Source organism: Phormidesmis priestleyi BC1401 (assembly GCF_001650195.1).
Classification (GTDB): Bacteria; Cyanobacteriota; Cyanobacteriia; order Leptolyngbyales; family Leptolyngbyaceae; genus Phormidesmis_A; species Phormidesmis_A priestleyi_B.
This window is the reverse complement of sequence record NZ_LXYR01000046.1, coordinates 1-23,340: the sequence shown is the minus strand read 5'-3', so window position 1 is coordinate 23,340 and position 23,340 is coordinate 1. Positions and strand designations below refer to the sequence as shown.

Annotated in this window: 15 protein-coding genes; 10 read left to right on the top strand and 5 right to left on the bottom strand. The window is 49.5% G+C overall.

The genetic code is table 11. From position 1 onward, the window contains the following. Window positions 1-115 precede the first annotated feature (115 nt). The 8 genes from A8707_RS19660 to A8707_RS19620 all read left to right on the top strand — a co-directional run bounded on the left by A8707_RS19660 (window position 116) and on the right by A8707_RS19620 (window position 12,125). The gene (locus A8707_RS19660) at window positions 116-463 is read left to right on the top strand and encodes an HPF/RaiA family ribosome-associated protein (protein WP_068818906.1); all 348 of its coding nucleotides are present in this window, start codon (window positions 116-118) and stop codon (window positions 461-463) included. Between the two features lie 131 nt (window positions 464-594). Beyond that, window positions 595-999 carry a hypothetical protein gene (locus A8707_RS19655; protein WP_068818905.1) on the top strand — a complete coding sequence of 135 codons (405 nt, stop codon included), beginning with the start codon at window positions 595-597 and terminating at the stop codon, window positions 997-999. A 296-nt stretch (window positions 1,000-1,295) separates the two neighbouring features. After that, window positions 1,296-2,378 carry a class I fructose-bisphosphate aldolase gene (locus A8707_RS19650; RefSeq protein ID WP_231948217.1) on the top strand — a complete coding sequence of 361 codons (1,083 nt, stop codon included), beginning with the start codon at window positions 1,296-1,298 and terminating at the stop codon, window positions 2,376-2,378. Continuing rightward, window positions 2,363-2,986, top strand: a complete 624-nt coding sequence (locus A8707_RS19645) for a histidine phosphatase family protein (protein ID WP_068818904.1) — start codon at window positions 2,363-2,365, stop codon at window positions 2,984-2,986. The genes A8707_RS19650 and A8707_RS19645 overlap by 16 nt, the downstream gene beginning before the upstream one ends. After that, entirely contained in the window at window positions 2,983-5,892 is a 2,910-nt protein-coding gene (pgmB, locus tag A8707_RS19640) for a beta-phosphoglucomutase (RefSeq protein WP_068818903.1), read from the top strand. The genes A8707_RS19645 and pgmB overlap by 4 nt, the downstream gene beginning before the upstream one ends. Before the next feature lie 542 nt (window positions 5,893-6,434). Further along, the gene (locus A8707_RS19630) at window positions 6,435-8,513 is read left to right on the top strand and encodes a heavy metal translocating P-type ATPase (protein ID WP_068818901.1); all 2,079 of its coding nucleotides are present in this window, start codon (window positions 6,435-6,437) and stop codon (window positions 8,511-8,513) included. A 133-nt stretch (window positions 8,514-8,646) separates the two neighbouring features. Next, complete coding sequence (locus tag A8707_RS19625; protein ID WP_068818900.1) at window positions 8,647-9,579, top strand: polyphosphate kinase 2 family protein; 933 nt, start codon at window positions 8,647-8,649, stop codon at window positions 9,577-9,579. 56 nt (window positions 9,580-9,635) lie between these two features. After that, window positions 9,636-12,125, top strand: coding sequence for a plasma-membrane proton-efflux P-type ATPase (locus A8707_RS19620; RefSeq protein ID WP_068818899.1), 2,490 nt, complete (start codon window positions 9,636-9,638; stop codon window positions 12,123-12,125). Window positions 12,126-12,475: 350 nt separating this feature from the next. Here the strand turns inward: A8707_RS19620 and A8707_RS19615 are convergent, their stop codons facing one another. The 4 genes from A8707_RS19615 to A8707_RS19600 form a co-directional block, all read right to left on the bottom strand. Next, window positions 12,476-13,465 (bottom strand): ParB/RepB/Spo0J family partition protein, encoded by a 990-nt coding sequence (locus A8707_RS19615; RefSeq protein WP_068818898.1) that lies wholly within the window; start codon window positions 13,463-13,465, stop codon window positions 12,476-12,478. Further along, entirely contained in the window at window positions 13,458-14,141 is a 684-nt protein-coding gene (locus A8707_RS19610; protein ID WP_068818897.1) for a ParA family protein, read from the bottom strand. The genes A8707_RS19615 and A8707_RS19610 overlap by 8 nt, the downstream gene beginning before the upstream one ends. A gap of 823 nt (window positions 14,142-14,964) precedes the next feature. Beyond that, window positions 14,965-15,363: a DUF6788 family protein gene (locus tag A8707_RS19605; RefSeq protein WP_068818896.1), complete on the bottom strand. Its 399-nt coding sequence runs from the start codon at window positions 15,361-15,363 to the stop codon at window positions 14,965-14,967. A 399-nt stretch (window positions 15,364-15,762) separates the two neighbouring features. Then, window positions 15,763-17,712, bottom strand: coding sequence for a helix-turn-helix domain-containing protein (locus A8707_RS19600; protein ID WP_082906439.1), 1,950 nt, complete (start codon window positions 17,710-17,712; stop codon window positions 15,763-15,765). Between the two features lie 1,205 nt (window positions 17,713-18,917). Between A8707_RS19600 and A8707_RS19595 the strand changes: the two genes are divergently transcribed. Next, complete coding sequence (locus tag A8707_RS19595) at window positions 18,918-20,576, top strand: hypothetical protein (RefSeq protein WP_068818895.1); 1,659 nt, start codon at window positions 18,918-18,920, stop codon at window positions 20,574-20,576. 888 nt (window positions 20,577-21,464) lie between these two features. On the opposite strand, the gene A8707_RS30310 is transcribed toward A8707_RS19595, so the two are convergent. Beyond that, window positions 21,465-22,052, bottom strand: a complete 588-nt coding sequence (locus tag A8707_RS30310; RefSeq protein ID WP_068818893.1) for a Rieske 2Fe-2S domain-containing protein — start codon at window positions 22,050-22,052, stop codon at window positions 21,465-21,467. Window positions 22,053-22,709: 657 nt separating this feature from the next. Between A8707_RS30310 and A8707_RS19575 the strand changes: the two genes are divergently transcribed. After that, window positions 22,710-23,276: a DUF4058 family protein gene (locus A8707_RS19575; protein ID WP_068818891.1), complete on the top strand. Its 567-nt coding sequence runs from the start codon at window positions 22,710-22,712 to the stop codon at window positions 23,274-23,276. The last annotated feature ends 64 nt before the right edge of the window (window positions 23,277-23,340 follow it).

Below are 23,340 nucleotides of genomic sequence, written 5' to 3'. Positions count from 1 at the left end.
GTACAAAAAACACGATCGACGACTTCGATCGTGCTGGCACCACGGCGGCGCGGCAGTGATTAGACAAAGTACAGCACTATAATTGAGCCAATCACCCTCACATTAGGAGAGCACCATGCAAGTTCAAATCAGAACTGACCACAACATCGAAGGTCATGAGGCACTGGCACAGCAAGTTAGTAGCGTCGTCAAGGATGCTCTGAGCCGAGTCAGCGATCGCATCACCTCGGTTGATGTGCACCTGAGCAATCAGAATAGCGAACACGAGGCTGGCAATGACAGTATGCGCTGCATGATCGAAGCCCGCCTCGAAGGACATCAGCCCATTGCGGTCACTGATCAAGCCGCTACTCTTGACCAAGCCGTTGACGGTGCTACAGACAAATTGATTAACCTGATCGATCACACTCTGGGACGGATAGAGCATCAAGCCAGTCACCGGACTGACCCACCTCTGTCTTGATCGTCCTAGTCCCGAATAAGTCTGCTAGACGTTGCCCAGCCTGGATAATTCCAGGCTTTGAGTGATTCAAAATGGCTTATTTCAGTGACACTCAGCTTTTTAGATAACTTGAATGAACAAAGGAGATATCAATGAGTATACAAATAGGACTATGGATTGACCATCGCAGGGCTACGATCGTATCTGTGACGGAGAAAGGAGAAGAGACTAGCGAGATTCTCTCGGACGTGGAAAAACAGCTACGACGATCGGGCGATTCACCCATGAAAGGGTCTTATGAAGCGCTTCAGGTGCCCGCCGACGATAGCCGTCAGAGGGCACGTACAGGAGAACTCAACGCTTACTATGACGAGGTTATTTCGCAGATTCGCGATGCCGACTCGATTCTGATTATGGGACCCGGTGTAGCCAAGCATGAACTGCAAAAGCGGATGGAAAAAAATCAGCTTGGAGCTAAGGTGGTCGGAGTTGAAACGGTTGATAATCTGACCGAACCTCAGCTCGTAGCCAAGGTTCGACAGCACTTTGCCGCATAGCACTCGGAAAGCCGATCGAGTTAGGCGCACAAAGGAGTCCTGAATAAACTAAATGGCAGCAAGGTATGGCAACGTTCTGCAAGCCGTTTACAAAAGCGACGATTCACTACTGCAATTTAAGGCATTGCTGAATGCAAGTATGAATTCCTAAATCCGCCCTCACCCTAGCCCTCTCCCAAAAGGAGAGGGGACAAGATTTCTGGCTCCCTTCTCCCTAGGGAGAAGAGTTGGGGATGAGGGCAAATCATATATCAATTCAGCAACGCCCAATTTAGCTGTACTACGGACGCACGGCATTGGTTGGGCAAACAGCAGCGAAAAATCTGCAACTGAAGATGGAGCAACCCAAAATGAATGTCCAAAAGCTGATAGATACTGCCAAGACGCTGGTTGCCAGCGATAAGGGACTACTGGCAATAGATGAGAGCAGTCCCACCTGCAACAAACGCTTTGCCAAACTGGGGATTCCTCAAACAGAGGAGTGCCGACGTGTCTATCGGGAGTTGATCATCACTACGCCCAGTCTTTGCAAGTTTATCAGTGGCGTGATCCTCTACGACGAAACGATCCGTCAGCAAAAAAAAGACGGTACGCCCTTTGTGCAAGTGATCACTGAGGCGGAAATCATTCCTGGCATCAAAGTGGATATTGGAGCTAAGGATATGGCAGGTCATCCCGGCGAAACCATTACCGAGGGTCTGGATGGCTTGCGCGATCGCCTCCAGGAATATGCTCAAATGGGCGCTCGTTTTGCCAAGTGGCGGGCGGTGCTGACGATCAATACCAACATTCCCAGCGTGGGGAGCATTGAAGCAAACGCGCAGGCATTAGCTCGCTATGCGGCGTTGTGTCAGGAAGCGGGACTGGTTCCTATTGTCGAGCCGGAAGTGCTGATGACGGGTAATCATACCCTGGAGCAATGTGGCGAAGTCACGGCGAAAGTTCTGCAAACGGTCTTCCAACAGCTTTACACCCAGCGGGTGATGCTGGAGGGCATGATCCTCAAGCCCAATATGGTGCTGCCGGGATTGGCTTGTCCTCAGCAAGCAACGGTGGAGGAAGTTGCTGATGCTACGGTGCAATGTTTGTTGCGATCGGTTCCCGCTGCTGTTCCGGGGATCGCATTTCTGTCGGGCGGTCAATCCGGTGAACTGGCATCGGCTCATTTAAATGCCATGAATCTGAGATTCAAAGCGCGATTGCCCTGGGCATTGACGTTTTCCTTTGGTCGCGCCATTCAGCAACCCGCGCTGGAACTCTGGCAGGGCAAGGAGTCGAACGTGTCGGCGGCACAACAGGTGCTGCTGCATCGAGCCAAGTGTAATGGATCGGCGCGCCAGGGCGAATATAAGGCAGAGATGGAATGGACAAAAGTTTGAACACCGATCGCTTTACCACCCTACGCCTTTACCTGATTCGGCACGGCGAAACTGAGTGGGCGCTCTCTGGGCGGCACACAGGTCGCACGGACGTACCGTTGACCCCAAACGGTGAGGACGAGGCACGAGAACTGGGCAAGCACTTGAGGGATATCCAGTTTGCCCAAGTGCTGACCAGCCCGCTTCAGCGTGCCCAACAAACTTGTGCCCTGGTCGGACTGAATCAAGCCCCGGAGATCGAACCGGATCTGATCGAATGGGAGTACGGGGATTATGAAGGCAAGCGCTCTGTAGATATTCGTCAAGAACGCCCGGACTGGACTATTTTTCGGGACGGCTGTCCTCACGGTGAAATGCCCGACCAAATTTCTGCCCGTGCCGATCGACTGTTCGCTCGTCTGTCCAAGCTGGATGGCAATATCGCCCTTTTCTCCCACGGTCAGATTGGGGGCGTTCTGGCTACACGCTGGATCAAATTAGCGGTGATCGAAGCGCAGCATTTCCCACTTGGCACAGCGTCGGTCAGCATTTTTAGCTTCGACTCCCATCACCCCACAGTGCCCGTCATCGCGTTGTGGAATGCTACTCCTCACTCCCTAAACTTATGAACATTCCAAAACACTCTCGTGATTTGATTTACACAGATTGGACGTTGAGTGAAACGAACTTCGATCCAGAGCAGTTGCGTGCTAGAGAAACCGTTTTTACGATCGGCAACGGTTATTTGGGGACGCGGGGCAGTTTTGAGGAAGGCTTCCCAGAGGCGCTGCCAGCCACCTTAATTCATGGGGTTTATGACGATGTGCCCGTGATCTATACCGAACTGGCAAATTGTCCTGACTGGCTGTCGTTGATGATCATCATCAACGGAGAACGCTTTCGGCTCGATCGCGGCGAAATCCTCCACTACGAACGACAGCTCGATTTACATTATGGAGTGCTGAGCCGCTTCGTGCGCTGGCGTAGCCCCACGGGTAAGACCTTAGAGTTCCGGTTTGAGCGGTTCGCCAGTTTAGCCGATCGACATATGTTGGGATTGCGCTGCCAGATTACACCGATCGATTGCAGCGGCACATTGGCGGAGCCGTTTCCCTGGAAAATCGAGGTACAATCCAGCCTCAATGGGTATCCCGAAAATCAAGGCTTTGACCACTGGGAGCAGCTCGATCAAGGCGAGCTTGAACAGGGAATTGAGCAAGGAATTTGGCTACAGGTGCGTACCCGCACTTCCCACATTGAACTCGTCATGGCAGCTAAAATCGCTGTAATCGGCACCGAGGCATCCTTCCAGGTGGCGAGTCCTCCTGGCTATCACACCTTGACGACCACCTTCATGGCAGCAGCGGGGCAAACCATCAGCGTGGAAAAGGTGGTGACGGTGTTCACGTCCCAGGAGACGGAACGTCCAGTGCAGGCGGCTCAAGACAAATTGGCGGCTCTGTCCTCCTATGCGCTGCTGATCGAGGCACATCAGCAGGCGTGGAATGCAGTTTGGCAGCACAGCGATATCGTCATTGAGGGCGATCGCACTGCTCAGTTGTCCGTGCGCTACAACCTATTTCAACTCATTATCAGCGCTTCAGCAGACAACGATCGAGTCAGCATTCCTGCCAAAACGCTGTCGGGGTTTGGCTATCGGGGGCATATTTTTTGGGACACCGAAATTTTCATTCTGCCCTTTTTTACTTTTACGCAGCCTGCGATCGCCCGTAGCTTGCTCACCTATCGGTATCACACCCTGGAGGGCGCACGTCGCAAAGCCGCCCATAGCGGCTACCAGGGGGCAATGTTTTCCTGGGAAAGTGCCGCCACTGGCGATGAGGTAACGCCCCAAACGGCGATTTCGACCGACCCTTACGCCGAAGTAGTCCGCATCTGGTGTCGCGATCGCGAAATTCATCTGAGTGCTGACATTGCTTATGCGGTCTGGCACTACTGGCAGGCAACGGGCGACGATCACTGGCTGCGCGACTATGGGGCTGAAATCATCCTCGACACGGCGCTGTTCTGGATGAGCCGATTGGAGTGGCACGCCGAGCAGGAACGGTATGAACTATGCGGGGTGATTGGAGCCGATGAATACCATGAGCGGGTCAACAACAATGCCTTCACCAATCGGATGGTGCAGTGGCATCTCGAAAAGGCTGTAGCGGTCTACGAGTGGCTACAGCAGACGTTTCCCGATCGGGCGACTGGACTGGCACAACAACTACAACTCACCACAGAAAATCTGCGGCTGTGGCAAACTATGATTGACAAGCTGTATATTCCTCACGATGCTAAAACAGGTCTAATCGAGCAGTTTGAGGGGTTTTTCCAGCTTCAGGATATCGATTTAAGCGAGTATGAACCCCGCGATCGCTCGATGCAAGCAGTTCTCGGCATTGACGAAACCAATCAGCGGCAGGTACTCAAACAACCCGACGTGTTGATGCTCCTCTACTTGATGCGAGACACGCAAGCAACCCATGAACACCATCATGTGCTGCAACAAAACTGGGACTACTACGCGCCCCGCACCGACAGCACCTACGGATCGTCCCTGACACCCGCCATTCACGCGAGCCTCGCCGCCAATTTAGGTGACGCAGCAGATGCCTACAAGAAGTTCATGCAGGCTGCGATGGTCGATCTCGACGATAATCGTGGCAACACAACCGACGGTATTCATGCGGCTTCAGCAGGCGGAGTCTGGCAAGCTGTGGTGTTTGGCTTTGGCGGCATTCAACTCAAAGACAGCGCACCTGTTGCCACACCGCACCTCCCACCCACCTGGACTCGTCTCAAATTCAAGCTGAACTGGCGCGGCACCTGGCACAGCTTCGATCTAGTGCCCTCGCCTGCTCACGCACTTGACATTCAGGGGTTCATTTTCGACCTTGACGGAGTTCTTACAGACACGGCTGAATTTCATTACCGTGCTTGGCAGAAACTAGCAGACGAAGAACACTTGCCCTTCGATCGACAGGCAAATGAGGCACTGCGAGGTGTCGCTCGACGCAAATCTTTGATGCTCATTGTGGGCGATCGTCCCTACTCAGAGGCCCAGATCCAGGAAATGATGGAGCGCAAAAATCGCTACTATGTGGCATCGATCCAAACCATTACCCCGCAGAATCTTTTACCCGGAGCGATCGCGCTGTTGGACGAACTGAGGCAAGCGGGCATGAAAATTGCGATCGGCTCTGCCAGCAAGAATGCCAAAACTGTGATTGAAAAGTTAGGGCTTGCCGAGCACGTAGATGCGATCGCCGATGGCTACAGCGTCGATAAACCCAAGCCAGCCCCTGATATTTTTCTGTATGCCGCAACTCTGTTAGGGCTTGCCCCGGCTCACTGTGTGGTGGTGGAAGATGCCCCCGTCGGTGTTGCCGCCGCGATCGCTGCTGGTATGGGGTCAATTGGAATTGGTTCTCCCAGTCGGGTTGGTGCTGCCAACATTGTTCTACCCAACCTAATTGGGGTTCACCTGACCGATCTGCAAACCAAGTTAGACCAAACGTTAAAAGTATGACAAAGCACCACAGCAAAACTGATTCAACTTTGAATCTATCTTCCAGTAAGGGACGGGATAAATTTATGTCCTGAATAGAGGATTGCAAATTGAAAAGCTAGTTCAGAAAAAGTCATGGCTATCAAATTCAACCGTCTAACTCATTGAGGTCTTGAAATGAAAACAATCAGCTCTCATCCATTCTTTGGCTCTCAGCTTAACGCGGGAAATCCTATCGCGATTACGTCCCAAAGCATGAGAGATTCCTCCTTATCTGTGGCAGCCTCCGTCCCAAATTACACCGCTAGTCCATTCCTTCTCCTCGCGTTAGTTCTTGGTGTTGGAGGTCTTTTAGCGTCAACTCTTTCTAGCGCTATTACGGTAGAAAGCTGGGATTTCTTATTTAGGCTGATGCCGCACACCACCAAACTCATTAGATTCATCACCGCTAGCGAACTTTCAGCGACAAAATGCTCAAACACTTCTGCTAAAGTCATCGGCGCAGTCACCTATTTCAAGGTGAAACCAATCACATCATTCAACCTCCAGGGAGCAAGAAAATAATGAGCGATCGACACAGCAAAACTGATTCAACTTTGAAGCTATTGGATGGGGCTTCCCATAGTCAGCACGGTGAAAATGGTCAGCATGGAAATGGTGGTAATGGTAAACACGCTGGGCACGACAAACACGCCGGACACAGCCCCGCCATGTTTAGACGGCGATTTTATATCTGTCTGGGGCTAACATTGCCCATTCTCTATCTAGCTCCGATAATCGAGAATTTGCTTGGCTATCAAGCCATTCAGTTTCCTGGTTCCAACTGGATTACACCGATTATCGCCACGATTATCTATTTCTATGGCGGTTGGGTATTTCTCAAAGGAGCCTGGTACGAATTTCGCAGCAAAATCGGCATGATGACGCTGGTTGCGTTAGCAATCAGTGTTGCCTTCATTTACAGTGTGGCAGTCACGCTCGGCTTAAAAGGAGATTCTTTCTACTGGGAACTGGCAACATTAGTTGATGTGATGCTGCTCGGTCACTGGATTGAAATGGCTTCGGTGCAGGGAGCCAGCCGTGCCTTAGAGAGTTTGGCAGATTTAGTACCGTCGATCGCGCATAAACAAGTAAATGGACAGATCGAAGATGTCGCGGTGAGTGCATTGGTTGAGGGCGATCGAATTATCATCCGTCCCGGCGAACAAATGCCGATCGATGGTGAAGTCATCGAAGGAGTCTCTAGCGTCAACGAAGCCTTTTTGACCGGAGAATCGCGCCCTGTGACCAAGCGAGAACACGACGAAACGGTGGCAGGTTCCGTTAATGGGGAAGGTGCATTAACGATTACCGTTACTCGCACAGGTGACAACACCACCCTCAGCCAGATTATGCGGCTAGTGGAGGAAGCGCAGGCATCTAAAAGTCAGTATCAGAACCTGGCCGATCGACTAGCCTACTGGTTGACCTTGATTGCGATCGGTGTATCGGCATTGACGTTTGTGGTTTGGCTTTCTGTCGGTATTGGGGGTCTGACCTTTGCAATTAATCGCGCTGTTTCGGTACTCGTCATTACCTGTCCTCATGCTTTAGGTTTGGCGATTCCTTTGGTGATTATTAATGCCACATCAATGTCTGCTAAACATGGCGTGTTAGTAAAGAACCGCGAAGCTTTTGAACGGGCGAAAAACATCAAAACGATCGCCTTTGATAAGACAGGTACGCTCACCGAAGGTCAGTTTGGAGTCCAACATACTTATGCCGAAGGGATCAGTGAAACAGACGCGCTAACGATCGCGGCTTCCCTAGAATCTCTATCAGAGCATCCGTTAGGCAAATCGATCGTCACAGAAGCCAGTCACCGCAAGAGCCAGTTGAAGAAAGTCACTGAGTTTAAGGCTGTGCCAGGGCAAGGGGTCGAAGGCTCGCTCGATGGGCAACATTATCGAGTCGGTAGACCAGAGTGGGTAGCGGAGTTGAAATTACAGTTTGCGGCAACTCTCCAAGCTGGACTCAAAGAAATCGAATCGCGTGGCGAAAGTGCGATCGTTCTTTTCAATGATCGACAAGCTCTGGCAGTATTTGGGTTAGCCGATCAAGTGCGTGAGAATGCACGGAAAGCGATCGACAAGTTGCACGAGATGGGAATTGAAACCGTGATGATCACAGGCGATGCGGAAGTCGTCGCCAAAACGGTAGCCGCAGATTTGAAGATCGATCGCTACTATGCGCGGGTTTTACCCCAAGACAAAGCGGCTCTGATTCGCCGGTTAAAAGCCGATAAACCTACTGCCTTTGTCGGCGATGGGATCAATGATGCTCCTGCTCTATCTGAGTCGGATTTAGGCATTGCGATCGGTGCGGGTACAAATGTGGCGATCGAATCCGCCGATCTGGTACTGGTCAAGAGCGATTTATTAGATGTGGCTTATGCCCTCAAATTGGCAACCGCCGCCTATAACAAGATGATCCAAAACTTGTGCTGGGCAACTGGGTATAACGTGATTGGCATTCCCTTAGCGGCAGGTATTGCTTACCCGTTGGGAATTGTACTTTCCCCCGCTGTTGGTGCGTTGTTTATGACGATCTCCACGGTCGTTGTCTCAATTAACGCCATGCTGCTTCGACGCATGAAAAGTTGAGGTAAACCCATGTATTACGTTGTGGAGACGCAGAAATCATCGAGATATGCCCCAATGCAACATCGGCAATGATGATCTGGCTAACTTGATCGCATATCTCAACACATTACCTTGACAGGAGAGGCGCAAAAAGATGACCAAACACCATAAACAGAAAGATTCATCGTTAAATCTATTTGACAGCAAAAGTCACACCGAATTTATGCGTCCCTTTATGGTTCCGCCGGGGCAGAAAATTTCCCTTGCCAAAGACTACGACCCAGATTACAAAGCCCATTATCTGAAGAAGTCGGACTCTAAAAGTGACTTACAGGAAGTCATTGAGGCTTTAAAGCATTACCAAGATATGCTTTATGCCCAAAATACGTACTCGTTGCTGATCATTCTCCAGGCGATGGACGCGGCGGGTAAAGATAGTACCATCAAGCACGTCATGTCTGGTATCAATCCCCAGGGGTGCCAAGTGCATAGCTTTAAAGCTCCGTCTACAGAAGAGTTGAATCACGACTATCTATGGCGATGTTCTAAAGCGCTACCGGAACGAGGAAAAATTGGCATTTTTAACCGCTCTTATTACGAGGAAATCTTAGTAACACGAGTCCATCCAGAAATCATCGAGCAGCGGAACCTTCCACCTAGTCTCATCGACCCACACCTTTGGAAGCAGCGCTTTGAGGAGATCAACAACTTCGAGAACTATCTTGTCAAGAACGGGACAGTAATCCTAAAGTTTTTCCTGAATGTCTCCAAAGAAGAACAAAAGCAACGCTTCTTAGAACGCATCGATCGACCTGAGAAAAACTGGAAATTCTCCACCAATGATGCGAAGGAGCGCACCTTTTGGGATGCCTACATGACTGTTTACGAAGATATGTTCAATCACACCAGCACAGAGTCAGCACCCTGGCACATCATCTCAGCCGATCATAAATGGTTTACTCGTCTTGCTGTCGCAGGCATCATTTACGCCCAACTAAAGAAGCTCAATCTTCACTACCCCAAGGTCAGTGAGGCACAACACCAGGAACTTTTGCAAGCAAAGGTAATGCTTGAGAGCGAGAGCTGAAGACGGCAAGCCTTTCAATAAAGCTGACGGTAGTAAAAACAAAAGGAAGATCTATCATGAAATCCAGTACCGATCGCTCCAAAGCTCCTAAAGCGCAGCCCGATGCCAAGGATGATTTGAAAACTCTGCCGCTGCCAGAAGTGCAGAAAAGATTAGAGTCGTCACCCGATGGTCTCCGGCAAGCAGAAGCAAAAAAGCGCCTGACTGAAAATGGACCGAACGAGATTGAGGAAAAGAAGACTAACCCACTCCTAAAATTTCTCAGCTATTTCTGGGGTCCGATTCCGTGGATGATCGAAGTCGCCGTGATTTTGTCAGGCGTGGTGCGACACTGGGCAGATTTCTTTATCATTCTCGTTTTACTGTTGACTAATGCGGTAGTCGGCTTTTGGGAGGAGCGTCAGGCGGGCAACGCGATCGCGGCTCTAAAGGCTAAACTTGCGACTCAGACTCAGGTAAAACGAGATGGAAAATGGGTGACTTTACCCGCGCGTGAACTGGTGTCAGGCGATGTGATTCGGCTTCGGTTAGGCAACATTGTGCCCGCCGATGCCCGCTTGTTAGATGGCGATTCGATGTCGATCGATGAGTCTACGCTGACGGGCGAATCTCTGCCTGCTACCCGCAACGCTGGCGACGCAGTATTCTCTGGCTCGATCGTGCGTCGGGGTGAGAGCAATGCGCTGGTCTATGCCACAGGTACCAAAACCTACTTCGGCAAGACGGCGCAACTGGTGCAGGAAGCTCATACAGACAGCCATTTCCAAAAGGCAGTGCTGAAGATTGGCAACTACCTGATCGTCCTCGCGCTCGTACTGGTGACGTTGATTATTATTGTTGCGCTCTTCCGGCGTGACCCGCTCCTCGAAACGTTGCAGTTTGCTTTGGTGCTGACGGTTGCCTCGATTCCTGTTGCGATGCCAACGGTGTTATCCGTGACGATGGCAGTCGGCGCACAGAAACTTTCTCAGAAAAAAGCGATCGTCAGTCGTCTAGTCGCGATCGAGGAATTAGCGGGTGTAGACGTGCTGTGCGCGGACAAGACTGGTACGCTAACCCAGAACAAGCTGACCTTGGGCGATCCGTTCAGCGTCAACAAGATTCCCGCCGATCAAGTGATTTTGAATGGGGCATTGGCATCTAGCGCAGATAACGACGACACGATCGATCTCGCTGTTCTCGACGGCGTGAAAGATCAGGATTCGTTAAAAACTTATAAAATCGTTCACTTCACCCCCTTCGATCCGGTGCATAAACGCACAGAGGCAACGGTGAAGGACGCGGATGGTAAAACGTTTAAAGTGACGAAAGGCGCGCCACAGGTAATTCTGGCACTGTCAAAGAATGTTGACCAGGTGAAGCCTGATGTCGAAAAAGCGGTCAACGAATTTGCAACGCGAGGATTCCGTTCATTAGGTGTGGCGCGATCGGAGAAGGATGATCAATGGCAATTTATGGGTGTATTACCCCTGTTTGATCCACCTTGGGACGATGCCGCGTCCACGATCGCCAGCGCCGTCAAGATGGGCATCAAAATCAAGATGGTGACAGGCGATGCCATTGCGATCGCCCAAGAAACCGCTAAGAAGCTGGGACTTGGCACAAACATCCTCGATGCGAGTGCGCTAGGCGATTCAAAGCAGCAAGAAACTGCGGCAGTCACGCAGTCGATCGAACAAGCGGATGGTTTCGCCCAAGTGTTTCCTGAACATAAGTTTCACATTATCGATGTTCTACAAAAACATCATCACATTGTGGGCATGACGGGCGATGGAGTCAATGATGCCCCTGCGTTAAAAAAGGCTGACTGCGGCATTGCCGTTTCGGGTGCAACAGACGCGGCACGGGCAGCGGCTTCGATTGTGCTGACAACGCCCGGACTGTCTGTGATTATTGCTGCGATCAAGGAGAGTCGCCGCATTTTCCAGCGGATGAACAGCTACTCAATCTATCGCATTGCCGAGACGCTGCGTGTCTTGTTGCTAATGACGCTGGCGATTTTGGTGTTTAACTTTTACCCTGTGACCGCAGTGATGATCGTGATGCTGGCATTGCTCAACGATGGTGCGATCTTGTCGATCGCCTATGACAATGTGCAATACCGCAATCAGCCTGAAGCTTGGAACATGCGCCTAGTGTTAGCGATTTCTACAGTCCTGGGGGTGATCGGGGTCGTTGCCGCGTTCGGCTTGTTCTATCTGGGGGAACGTATCTTTCATCTCGATCGCGATCACATTCAAACCCTGATGTATTTGAAGCTATCGGTAGCGGGACATCTGACGATCTTCCTGACGCGCACACGCGGTCCGTTCTGGTCGATTCGTCCCGCACGGATTTTATTGATGGCAGTATTCGGGACGCAAACAGTGGCAACGTTGATCGCAGTGTATGGTCTCTTTATGACACCCCTCGGCTGGGGTTGGGCACTGTTTGTTTGGGGCTATGCGCTGGCGTGGTTTCTGGTGAACGATCGCGTAAAACTGCTCGCGTATCGGCTTTTAATACCGCGACTATCAAGCCAAAAGGGTGCTACACAAACGGCTTGAGGCTCTCAACTGACTGCGAGCTTCTACACCAAGATCATGCGTAATCTTTAACTTTCAGCTCTAAGTTTTGGTTCTTTGACAGTCCTCTCAGAGCTTCTATTTCCATTGGTTTCAGAGATGATTCATCTAGATACACAGCCACTGTCCTAGCTTCCTGCTGCAAAGACTTGATTAGCTGTGAGATTTAAGTTTTGCAGGACAGAGGATTCAATTGGGTCATCTCCTCGGAACTGCTGAGGCTGATACTCTCCGTCAATCAACTGATAAACCGTAAGCGTAGGTTGCTTTGGTTTACCAATGAATCGCACCCCTCCCAGCCCAGCATAATCGACGACCCAATAGACGATGGGTTATGACTCTAACAGCGACTCTAGTTCCTTCAAGAGACGTTCTGCTTTTGTGCGAGATCGTCCAGTCAAAGACGCTTTTGAGAGGCGCTTTAAAACTGATTTGACGCGGCTTGAGAACTGTACTTCTTCAGATTGGTTTATGATTTTCGGAGCGTGGTTACCAACCCAGCTTTTGACGGCTTCTGTAATTTGATCCCGTGACCAATCGTCTGCAATGGCTTGATCGAGCAAGGTATCCCGCATTTCGTCGTCGGTGATTCGGGCAAATAAACGTGCTTTTGAACCTTCTAAGTGCCCCTGCCTAATCGCACTCTGAACCGATTCGGGCAGGTTAATCAGGGGCAAAAAGTTAACCCGAAATCCTTCAGGGCTGTAGCGACCTAACCGCTCAAACTTGAGCTTAATGATTGACCAGTAGGCTTCAAGCTGTTCTAAGGGGATCTCAGCCAGCACGCTGTCTTTCCGAGGAGAGCGATGGGTGCCATCGGGTTGGCGATTTCGCGAGTTCCAGCTAAACAGGACAATGATTTGCTCGCGAGACAGTGACAACTCAAGCTCTAGCGAACGCAAAATGCCGTGAACGGTTTCTAAATCATTAAAGTCTCGCCGCTTAAGGTTTTCCTCAAGCTCAAGATCTAGGGCTTCAACTGCGTCCACCTCGAAGACTAAAGCGTTGACATATTCAATCTTTGCCTGTTGACACGCCAAATAGCGAGTTCCACCCGCAATCAGTCTATAGCGTCCCGCGTTGGTCGGACGCACCCAAAGAACGCCTCGAAAGCCAGAGGTGCGGAATGTCTCAACAAAGGAGCGAACCAATGCTTCATCATGAGATTGCCGAACTCGATCGCTAATTTCGATCTCAGATAGCTGCAATCGAACAACGACTTCCCTGCCCTGCTCAGTTTTTGGAGCAGGCAAGTTGTCTAGATCTGCGGTAGGCATCATTGAGCCGATGTTTTGAAGAGCCGCTGCAAGCCGATTAGCCATTGAGAATCTCCTCTAGCAGTTGCTGAATATCTGACCAGGCTTTTTCGACCGTCTTGCCTCGAAGTTGACTAACGGATAGCCCTCGACCAAAAGCTTCATCATAAACTGCATAGTCTCGAATCACAGATTCAAACACCGGAATGCCCTGCGATCTCAATCCTGATTTGAACGCTGATAGCGTTTCCTCCCCAGTGTTTGGATGAATGCGGTTCAGCACCACTCGGTGCTTTTTACTGCTCACGGAATCTAAAAGTTTTACCGTAGAACAGGTCACGCGCAGCTCATCCTGCTTCGTTGAGCTAGGAATCAGAATCAAGGTAGAGCGATGTACAATCTCTTCAAGATCAAGGGGTTCTGGTCGGGCTTTTGTGTCAATGAAGAAGTGGCGACAGTTTCCAGTTTGCCCGACCGAGGCGGTTTCGCTCATGACTCGCAGGGGGACGCTTTCACTATAAACAATCGATCGTGCCCCGACTAAGGTACTGCGGTTTGGGTCTCCATCGATTAAAATTGTCTCAATGCCGCGTTTCGCTAGCGCGTAGGAGAGATTCACCGCGATCGTGGTTTTTCCAACACCTCCTTTTTGATTCAGAATTGAGATCAACAGAGGTTTGATGGGTTGAGAAACAGATGGTTTAGCGAAAGTTTTCTTTTGGGACGCAGTTAGGACGGTCATAATTTAGTGAAGGGACAATTTCAAAGTTCAATGTCGTCGCGTTACTAGGGTGCGTTTGATTTACGCTGGTTCATACCCTTTATTGCCAGTAAGCAAAGATGATCTCAGAAGGCGCGCTCCGAAGTGATGAGAGAATGATACTCGCAAATCGCAAAGTTTAAGCAGCAAGCTTACAAACTTTTTCAGATTCAGGAGCGTGAATACTGGTATTCACACTTCCCCTGCTTCACCAAACCCACAAGCGCGAATACTGGTATTCGCGCTTGTGGGTTTGGTCGGAATACCATCTTAAAAAAGACTCCCTTCGGGCTGCGTTGCCCTCTATGATCTATTCGTCAAAGACCTATTTTCTGGGGTCTCATTGACGATGGAAAACTAATGAGCTGCACTGTAGCTGCCTCCCCATCTTTGTTGAACCCTATGAAAGATTGCAGGTGGTCTCGATCGAGACCACCTGCTGATGTCTTGCAGCATTCTCAGTCAGCCCGACAACCCGCCCTGAACTGAAGTTCGGGCTAATGGGGGGTTTTAATCAGGTGCAAGATCTCAGTCTATCCAGGTCGCTACACATTTTTTGAACAGACGCGATATGAACAGACTCTAGCTGAGTACCTGAGCCTTTGCTGCAAACCGGGTTGTTCGAGTGCGATCGCGACTTAAACTCTTAGGGGATATCTAGGACGGGATCGTGATTGGTGTACACAATGCAGTGATCGCCGATCGCCACAGTCAGTTTCACTGAGGATAATGCCATTTAGGAAAGAATAGTGAAAGCAGTCTGACCTTACTTCTGAAGCAGATCGTCGTTGACTTTATGCCTTATTCAAGTATCTTTTGTCTGGTTCCATGAAGTCTTCTTCAATTGATTGTTCTGCCACGGCGCACGCTTGCCGACGTACTTATTTTTGGTTTTTCCATTATCGTTCCAATAAGCATACCAATACGGTCCATGCCCAACTTCTAAAATCTCTCCGTCCATACATGAGCAGTGAAGCTTACCACAGCGTCTCTTCTGAAGAACGTAAGTTCTGCCTTCGTAATTGCGGGGTTCTGCCTCACTTCTGTGAACTCCAACCTCCGCAAACGCTTGTTCCTCCAAGTGCTTGCCCAACCATTCGTGAAGCTGCTTCTGTTCATCTACACTGAGGCAATAAATAGAGGTCTGAAGCGAACTGATCGACGATCGTCTCGGCATTTTTTCTTGTGTAATAAGCCGTTTCATTCTACCGCTGATTACACAAGAAGTCTCACAGCTTTCAGTCAGCCGTATTGATACGGCGGTCGATCCTTGACGAGATATAGAAAACTCAATAGAGCGTTCGATTCTTGTGTAGGTCTTGCGAAACAGCACCCAGTTCACACAAGAAAATTGAATGCCAGTCCTGACGAATAGAATTTACACTGTCACGATCGGACTTGCACGATTTGCTCTACCTCAACTCATAGCGTAGCCTAACTCCTTTTGCTGGCTCCAGTCGCAGTCACAGCCCATTTTTCAACCCTTTGACTTCAGTTGCAAAAAGGAAAGATTCAGTATCTTGTGTAATATAATGAGTCTTTTCACGATCTCTTACACAAGAAAAATTTAATCTAATACAGTTGTTTGATTTCGCAATGAACCTCAGCTTTTATCAAGCTCTCCTAGCAGCGCTTTAATTTGAGCCTGATGTTTCGGCTGAATTGTTCTTTGCCCTTTAAGCCAGCGAGTGACTAACGATCGGTCAACCTTTAATGTATCTGCTAGTTGCGCTTTGGTCATACCTTTCACGTCAAGCGCTGCTTGAATTGCATCACCTGTTAGCAGAGACGTTTGAATAGGCACCCGCGCAGGCTTCAGTGCTACAGGTGCCTGACCGCCTAGCTTTTCCTGAATTTTCACAGAGGGCTTGATAATCACGATCGCTTTGAGCCAGGTTGCTAGCCAGTTGCGGGGGCGATATCCAGAATCAAAATCATCACTCACCGACCAATCCGGTCGGATGCTCTCTGGATAAGTTGCCTGATCAAAATCGATTTCCCATCCCAGTTCTTTAAGAGTCAACAGAGCGCTATCCCATTGATTGATCAATTTCACGCGGCGTAAGCGATCGTCCTGAACTCCCTCCAAAAGTTCTTTCGGCTCTAGTCGCTCTAGCAAGGTTCGCACCTCATAGCGACCATCCTCTCGAATCCGACTCATAATAGTCAGAAAAATGGCAAGTTTTGAAGCTAATCGTTGACGGTAGGGATTGATTTGAAGCGTGCTTTTCGCTAAATAGCCATATTGAAACAGCGCCTCCTTTGCATGGATGTCACCTGCATTTAGAAACTTTTCCGTCCAAACACCAGGACGTACTTTGATATATAGCTCATCGGGTTCTCCCGCTTCATAGGTCGGAGAGTCAAGTTTCTTGAGATCCATCGTCAGCGCTAGCTGACCCGCATACCCTAGACCCTCTAAATTCCACATTGCACCTCGCTCAACGTTGTAACGCTTTGCGCCAATGTTGATATTACTCACCAAAACGGAAAGGCTACAGACTAGCTCTACCAAATGCCCGATCTTCTTGAGCTTTTGAGCGATCGTGATGTCAGTCCGCTTATCCCAACCAAAGAGCCGAATCAAATCAGTCCCTTTCAATCGAATTTGCTCCGCCCAAGGTTCCTCTGAATCAGTGGCATACGAGGAGAAGATTAAAAAGACATAGGCTGCTTCAGGACCAAACTGCTGAATAATTTCCCATGCCGCTTTACCGGGCACCAGTTCAATCTGTTGGTTTGAAGGGGTTTGGCGCACGATTTGGTGCTGAATAAACCCTTCTCCAACCAGTTTCTTCCAATAGGGATATTCTCCATCTTCCCACTGAGAATTAATAAGCGCTTGAGCGCCTGTGAGAATTGGGTAGCCAGTAGCAATCCGCTCAATCTCTGTATCCTGAAACAGAGGTTCTCGTGTTGCCGCAGCATTAAGAGACTTAATCCCTAATAGCTTATCAATCTCGGCAGCGCTGTATCCTGATAAGTCTAGATGCCGAAGCCACTGGCTAGCTGTGTGAAAGGCACAGGCACTCGTCACCAAAGACTCGCGCCACTCATCACTGTGGGCTGGGTTGCTCCCAGATTTAACCGATAGCATTCCGACCACAGAGCAATCCGACGGCATAAGACTCTCTTGTTGCCACTGCTCAAGTCGCACTAAGATCCAGGTCGCCGTTTGATTCCAAAACTCATCCGTTTTCAACACTGAGCGAAACCTCCGCTCAAGTCGCAGCATGGTCTGCTTATGCAAAGCGCCGATCTTTTCGGTCTCGTCATAGAGATTGATCACATCGACATCATCGTTTGACTGTGTTTGTGCCAGATGCAGTTTGAACTGGTTAATTCCCATCGCGACATTAACCAGCACCAGGTTCAAGAATGACTTACTCCCTTTCAACTTTGTGACATAGGACTGCACTCGGAATTGATCCGATGAAACCAGCACAGGATCAGATGAAGGTAGGTTCGTCAAAAGAGATGGATCGGAAGCAATGTCTTTGATTTGAGTCACAGGAGTCCCGTTAAAGCCCATGTACGTCAAAGCAGTATACATTTACGAGCACAGAACTGGGATACGGCAGCTTGATCTTGTCAATTTACCTCAGCTTTTCCCTAAATGGTTAAGCAGGTTCAGAGCTTAAAAAGTCTAGAGTGTAATCAGATGCGTATATCTAGAGGTCGCTCAGATGGGTTTGTCTTGCCAAGGGAGACTAGAATCTTGCAACTTCGCCTCTAGGATCTACCAACATACCGCGAGTTTATGCGGCAATAGTGCAACTTGATTGACTGCTTCTTCAGGTTCAATCTCTTAACTGGCAGTCATCTTAGAGATTAGAAGCAATAACCACAGGCATTAGATGATCCCGTACAAAAGTTAATGTGCTGTAACAATTGACAGAATTGACAACATCTCTAGAATCTAGCTACAACGTTAAATAGCCATTCCATTCTCGGCTGTGCGTAATCTAGCCTGAAAGCAGAGACTTGTCGCCCCATAATCCGTCTGTCTTTCTGAGAAGAAGGCACACCTAATCTAGCGGCGGTGTTGACAGAATTGCCTCCTGAACTAGATTAGAGAAACAAAGCTTGACCTAAAAAGAGTGGGTTGACAAATTGACATCAGGCTCTAGGATGCGGCAACATTTAATGGAAGAGGTTGCCAGAGTTGGCTAATTCATAGCATCCCAACACATTAGACCTCCTGCACGAATCCTTTGCCCTCACCCTAGGGAGAGGGAACAAGAGGTTCTAGCTCTCTTCGCTGTGGGGAGAAGGGTTGGCGAGGGCTTGCCCCACTGCGTGAGGAGGGCTGTCCAGATTCACGCAGGAAGTCTACTATCTGTGGATTGTCCTAACGGGCTGCGTTGACAAGATTGCCAAACTCACTAGCATCCCGCAACAAAACAAATTTGACTCCTGCTAGCACTCTAGAATGGCGCTACGAAAAAAAAATACTGATAGCTCTTGAAGTCTAGAATCTACTAACAAAAGAATCCTTGTAACTCAGGCAAACAAGCCCTTTCAGCATCTATTGCCAACTCTAAAGGCAATCTTAGCAATTTTTGTTGACTCAACTCAAAACAGGCAGAAACGGGTTGTTTAATGCTCAAGTGCGTTCAACCATCATCCTGTGAAAGCGCAGACCGTCAACAACACAGCTTAATCTCTGCGAAAAATTGTGGAGACGTGCTTGTTCTGCAACTTGAGTTTAGAGAGTAGGCAGAAGTAGCCGAGAGCTGGAATCACTAGGAAGCCAGCATGAGAGACCTCGATAAAGTGCTTTTTGAGAATGTCCGCGACCAACGTGAAGAATTTCTTACCCTCTTTCCCCATCGGTACGATTTTATTTGGGCAAATCACTCCAATTTTGGAGAAACTGTTGAGTGGCAGACTGAGCGACGCTATCCTCTCAGCGATCGCCTCATCGATCAAGGCAGCACGCTCTATGGGGTGCGCTTTGGTTCTAAAACCCAGTACAGCCTGCTCGATATCGACGCAGGAAGTCTGTATCACCCTCAACGTGACCCATTCGCCATCCAGCGAATCATCGCTGCTTTAGAACCGATGGGCATCGCCAGCTACCTTGCCTGCACGTCGAGCTATAGCAGGGGGATTCATCTCTATTTGCCGTTTGAAGACTCTCAAAGCTCTTGGCAACTGTCGATCGCCATTTCAACCTTGCTCGAAAACGCAGGATTTATTCTTAAACCAGGACAGCTAGAAATCTTTCCCAACCCTAAACCCTATCGCGGTGACGGCACCTTTAGCTTGTTCAACGCGCATCGGCTCCCGCTTCAGATTGGCTCCTATCTGCTCGATGATGACTTTCAGCCCGTCTGGAGTGATCGTCACACCTTTCTGCGTTACTGGAACGTTGTGAAATCGCGCAATGATGTTAACGCGAAGACCATCAGGCGTGTCATCAAACAATTCAAACGACATCCGTTTCGCATTTCGGGTAAAGCAGACAAATACCTCAACGATCTGAATGCTGAAGTCGAGATAGGCTGGACGGGTGCCGGACAAACCAATCGACTGTTGGGACGCATCACGATGCGATCGTATGTCTTTCATCACATCCTGACCAGTGGGACTCCTCTCACAGGAGCAGCCTTAGTAAACGAAGTGGTGCGAGTAGCAAAATCACTGCCGGGATACTCAGACTGGTGTAGGCACCAACATGAGATTGATCATCGAGCGGAGGAATGGGCGCGATGTGTTGAGTCAAGTCACTACTTTCACTATGGGAGTGCTTTAGGGAAATACAAAGCTCAGTCGAAGGAAATGGAGAGTCCGATCAAGAACCTACCAGATTGGAATGAGCAGCAGTCGAAGTCTGCTAGAGAAAAGATCAGAAGCGCGATCGTGGACTTGCTTGAGAAAGGAATACTTCCTAGTTCTGCAACTCACCGATTTAAACTTTTGCTCGACTATCGAATTGGCGGAGGATCACTGTATCGCCATAAAGATCTCTGGCATCCTAACTATTTGAGGATTGAAGACTGTGAGACAAATAGCATCAGTGAGGAAGTCTGTCTTACAATAGAGCCTAGATGTCATCCAAGCTTATTACCTGGTAATGGCGGTAATGATACTTCTAGTGATGGTTCTAGCAATTCTAAAGGGTCTATCCAACCATCAACGGATGAGCATCAGTCTGTAGAGAAAACCGATTCGGTTCGTGACACTCCTGTGATTCCTGAAGCGTTGTTGATCAGCGATGATGCATGGCAAGCTGTGCATCAAGAAGCCATTCAAATGGCACAACCGCAAACGCAGCCGCGCAGCTTGAAGCAACTGGCACGAATGCAACAATTCTTGGAGTCTGGCGATCCCATTTTGGTGGCAGAAGCGACAGCTTGGTTCTATCTCCAATTCCATCCCGCTAGGAGTTCAGAAGTGTGCCAGCGCGGCTGAGTCAGGCTATGATGCTTCCACTGAATTTACCCAGCTCGCACTACAGTTGACTCAACACTTTTTTGCTGATTCATAGAGCTATGGCAGACTCAATTCTCAGTGCTGATATCTAACAGCATCTATCTCAAGAGCGCTTATGACTGATGCGTCGTGACACGATCGTGGCATTGGTGACGACCGAAATTCATCAATTGATGAATTGATTGATGAACTGTATGAGACGGTGGGCGAGTCCGATTGGGGCAGAGACAGGAAAAGTATTGCTGCTTCACTAATGCACGGAACGCGTGCGGGTAGAACCTTTCCCAGCTTGAGACTCACGACTGAGCAGATTGTTGGATGCAGTTCAATCTAAAGATGAGTGATGTCTTGAGCTAAGTTGGGCAGCGAGGAGTTGGTCTTTTGAACATCGCAAATTTTCTTGTGTAAGAACTAGCCAAACAAAGGATTTATTACACAAGAAAATTTGCGGTGTTTAAGTAGCTGCGGTGACAGCGCGATCGCCTTTGACTAGGTGAAGGAATGTCACAATAGAACATTGGGCGTTGCTGAATCGATCGATGAAGCATAGATTTTACCCTCACCCTAGCTCTCTCCCAAAAGGAGAGGGGACAGGATTTCTGGCTTCTTCCTCCCCAGGGAGAAGGGTTGACGAGGGCTTGCCCCACTTCGTGAGGAGGGCATTTCATACCTGCACTCAGCAACGACAGACCCAAATAGCAACCATCGCGGAAGAGATTCGACGACGACCTGCGCCCCTGTTAAAATCTCAGTCGCTTTCTCAACAGCTTGGGCGAGCCAGAAGCGCTTAGAATTTTGGTTCAGTTGCATCAGCTAGTAATGTGCGGTTAGAGATGCACTGCTGCCCACGAGAGACTGAGTACCGAACTATCTGGGGAATCCGAGAGTCTTACTTCTGGGGTCGAAGGCAGGTGGACGGGCAACTAGGCGAACCTGATTTTGCTTAACCACTACCGTGACCAGTCCTAGACTGCGCCGAGCAGGTCCCTGAACCACTCGACCTTGGTCGTCATAGCGCGACCCATGACAAGGGCAAACAAACTGCTTTTGATCTGCCTTCCAAGCTACAGTACAGCCCAAATGAGTGCAGACCGAACTAATAGCATACTCGGCAATTTGGGGGGGGCTAGTGATGACGAGATAGACGATCGCGGGGTCAGCGAGTCCTTTCACAGCGATCCGATTGCCCGATTGGGGGGTTGACAAAAGTTGGTTGGCTTGAATGAGCTGCCCCTGCTCGTCTTTAGCTTGTACGCCAGGTAAGTAGTTTTGACAGCGCGAATTGAGCGGCGAGGCGGAGCAAAGTTCTTCTAAGGTTGGTTCAAGGCTCTCCGCAGGTCGGAGTTGTCCAAGTGCAAGTGCTGCCGTTGCACCACCCGCCAAGTATCGAAAAAAGTGTCGTCTCCCAAGCTGAGAAGTGTGATGAAGCTGAACATGAGAGGGGCGAATCACCATATAATCTCCTAAACCAAAATTGGTGTGGGCAACGTTTTAGCCGCTCGATCGGGGGTGTGTAGTCATAATTCTAGTGGTTCTGTCGCCAATCAGCGACAGTTCTGACCGATCTACACAAAGCTAACCGCTAGAGTAAGCAGGGTGCTTTCCTCAGCTAATATTTCACACGTTTGTGCTCGCGGTTTGGCTGATTTGTGGTCATGAGTCCGATCGAGTTTCAATATGTTTCAGTTCTGTTGCCGGGATTAGTGGTTGTGAAACCCCGTCCTTTGGAACTCTACTCTATGAGGAAATTTTACAGTCTATTTTGGCGAACCTCGACTGAAACGTCAGTTTTAGCCAAAACCTTTTCGCTGCGATGTTTAGGAGATCCTTGAAACTATTCATTTGTACAGGTTCTGGTGTTCAACAGATTCCTCAGGGTTTGCGCCCTCGCTTCGATCCGCCAAAAAACTAGAGTGGCGGTTTGGGGTGCGCCCGATCGACCAGAATAATCTGAATTTCTGGAATCACTCTGAGCTTCGGTTTCAAGATTGTCTCCTTTCTGCCTACAGACGATCACCATTAGCTGGAACATGACTAGCATACGATATGGATTGAGAAGCGAAATCAGAAGTACGGTAAAATCAAAGCAACTTCAGGGCTGAGGAGGACTTCATGCCGTCGCCGTTTCCGGGAATGAATCCGTATCTAGAACCGCCTGTGTTTTGGTCAGAATTTCACAACCGTCTGATTGTGGCGATTTCGGATGCCCTCACGCCTGAGTTGCGCCCCAAGTATTATGTAGCGGTCGAAACTCGAACCTATTTAGATGACGAAGCGGATGAGGAACTACTGGTCGGAGTCCCGGATGCTCTGATACTCTCCTCGACTCCGGCGGTGAGCGATCCGGTGCCCTCAAGCTCAATAGCTGTAGCTGTTCAATCTCGTCCTGTCCAGGTCACTCTGCCGATGCCGGAATCGGTGAGAGAGCGCTATCTGGAGGTGCGAGAAGTTGGAACCGATGCCGTCGTCACAGTGGTGGAATTGCTATCGCCCAAAAATAAGCGCAAGGGTCAAGGCAGAACCGCCTATGAGAAAAAGCGGCAGCAAGTCTTGAAGAGTCTGTCTCATTTAGTCGAGATTGATTTATTGCGGGCAGGGGTGCCGATGGCGATGCGAGGGTCAGTGTCTCGATCCCTTTACCGAATCCTAGCTAGGCAGGCGGGAGTCCCCACACCATAATTTTTAATTTGGTGTGGCGGTGAAAGCCGTGCGAGTTAACGAGCAAACTCCTACGCTACTCAAC

What these genes read in the sequence shown, in the direction of transcription:
- A8707_RS19595 (WP_068818895.1), top strand. Translation starts at nt 18,918, where the DNA reads ATGAGAGACCTCGATAAAGTGCTTTTTGAGAATGTCCGCGACCAACGT.
- A8707_RS19615 (WP_068818898.1), bottom strand. Translation starts at nt 13,465, where the DNA reads ATGGCTAATCGGCTTGCAGCGGCTCTTCAAAACATCGGCTCAATGATG.
- A8707_RS19605 (WP_068818896.1), bottom strand. Translation starts at nt 15,363, where the DNA reads ATGAAACGGCTTATTACACAAGAAAAAATGCCGAGACGATCGTCGATC.
- pgmB (WP_068818903.1), top strand. Translation starts at nt 2,983, where the DNA reads ATGAACATTCCAAAACACTCTCGTGATTTGATTTACACAGATTGGACG.
- A8707_RS19655 (WP_068818905.1), top strand. Translation starts at nt 595, where the DNA reads ATGAGTATACAAATAGGACTATGGATTGACCATCGCAGGGCTACGATC.
- A8707_RS19645 (WP_068818904.1), top strand. Translation starts at nt 2,363, where the DNA reads ATGGACAAAAGTTTGAACACCGATCGCTTTACCACCCTACGCCTTTAC.
- A8707_RS19630 (WP_068818901.1), top strand. Translation starts at nt 6,435, where the DNA reads ATGAGCGATCGACACAGCAAAACTGATTCAACTTTGAAGCTATTGGAT.
- A8707_RS19660 (WP_068818906.1), top strand. Translation starts at nt 116, where the DNA reads ATGCAAGTTCAAATCAGAACTGACCACAACATCGAAGGTCATGAGGCA.
- A8707_RS19600 (WP_082906439.1), bottom strand. Translation starts at nt 17,712, where the DNA reads ATGTATACTGCTTTGACGTACATGGGCTTTAACGGGACTCCTGTGACT.
- A8707_RS19620 (WP_068818899.1), top strand. Translation starts at nt 9,636, where the DNA reads ATGAAATCCAGTACCGATCGCTCCAAAGCTCCTAAAGCGCAGCCCGAT.
- A8707_RS30310 (WP_068818893.1), bottom strand. Translation starts at nt 22,052, where the DNA reads ATGGTGATTCGCCCCTCTCATGTTCAGCTTCATCACACTTCTCAGCTT.
- A8707_RS19575 (WP_068818891.1), top strand. Translation starts at nt 22,710, where the DNA reads ATGCCGTCGCCGTTTCCGGGAATGAATCCGTATCTAGAACCGCCTGTG.
- A8707_RS19610 (WP_068818897.1), bottom strand. Translation starts at nt 14,141, where the DNA reads ATGACCGTCCTAACTGCGTCCCAAAAGAAAACTTTCGCTAAACCATCT.
- A8707_RS19625 (WP_068818900.1), top strand. Translation starts at nt 8,647, where the DNA reads ATGACCAAACACCATAAACAGAAAGATTCATCGTTAAATCTATTTGAC.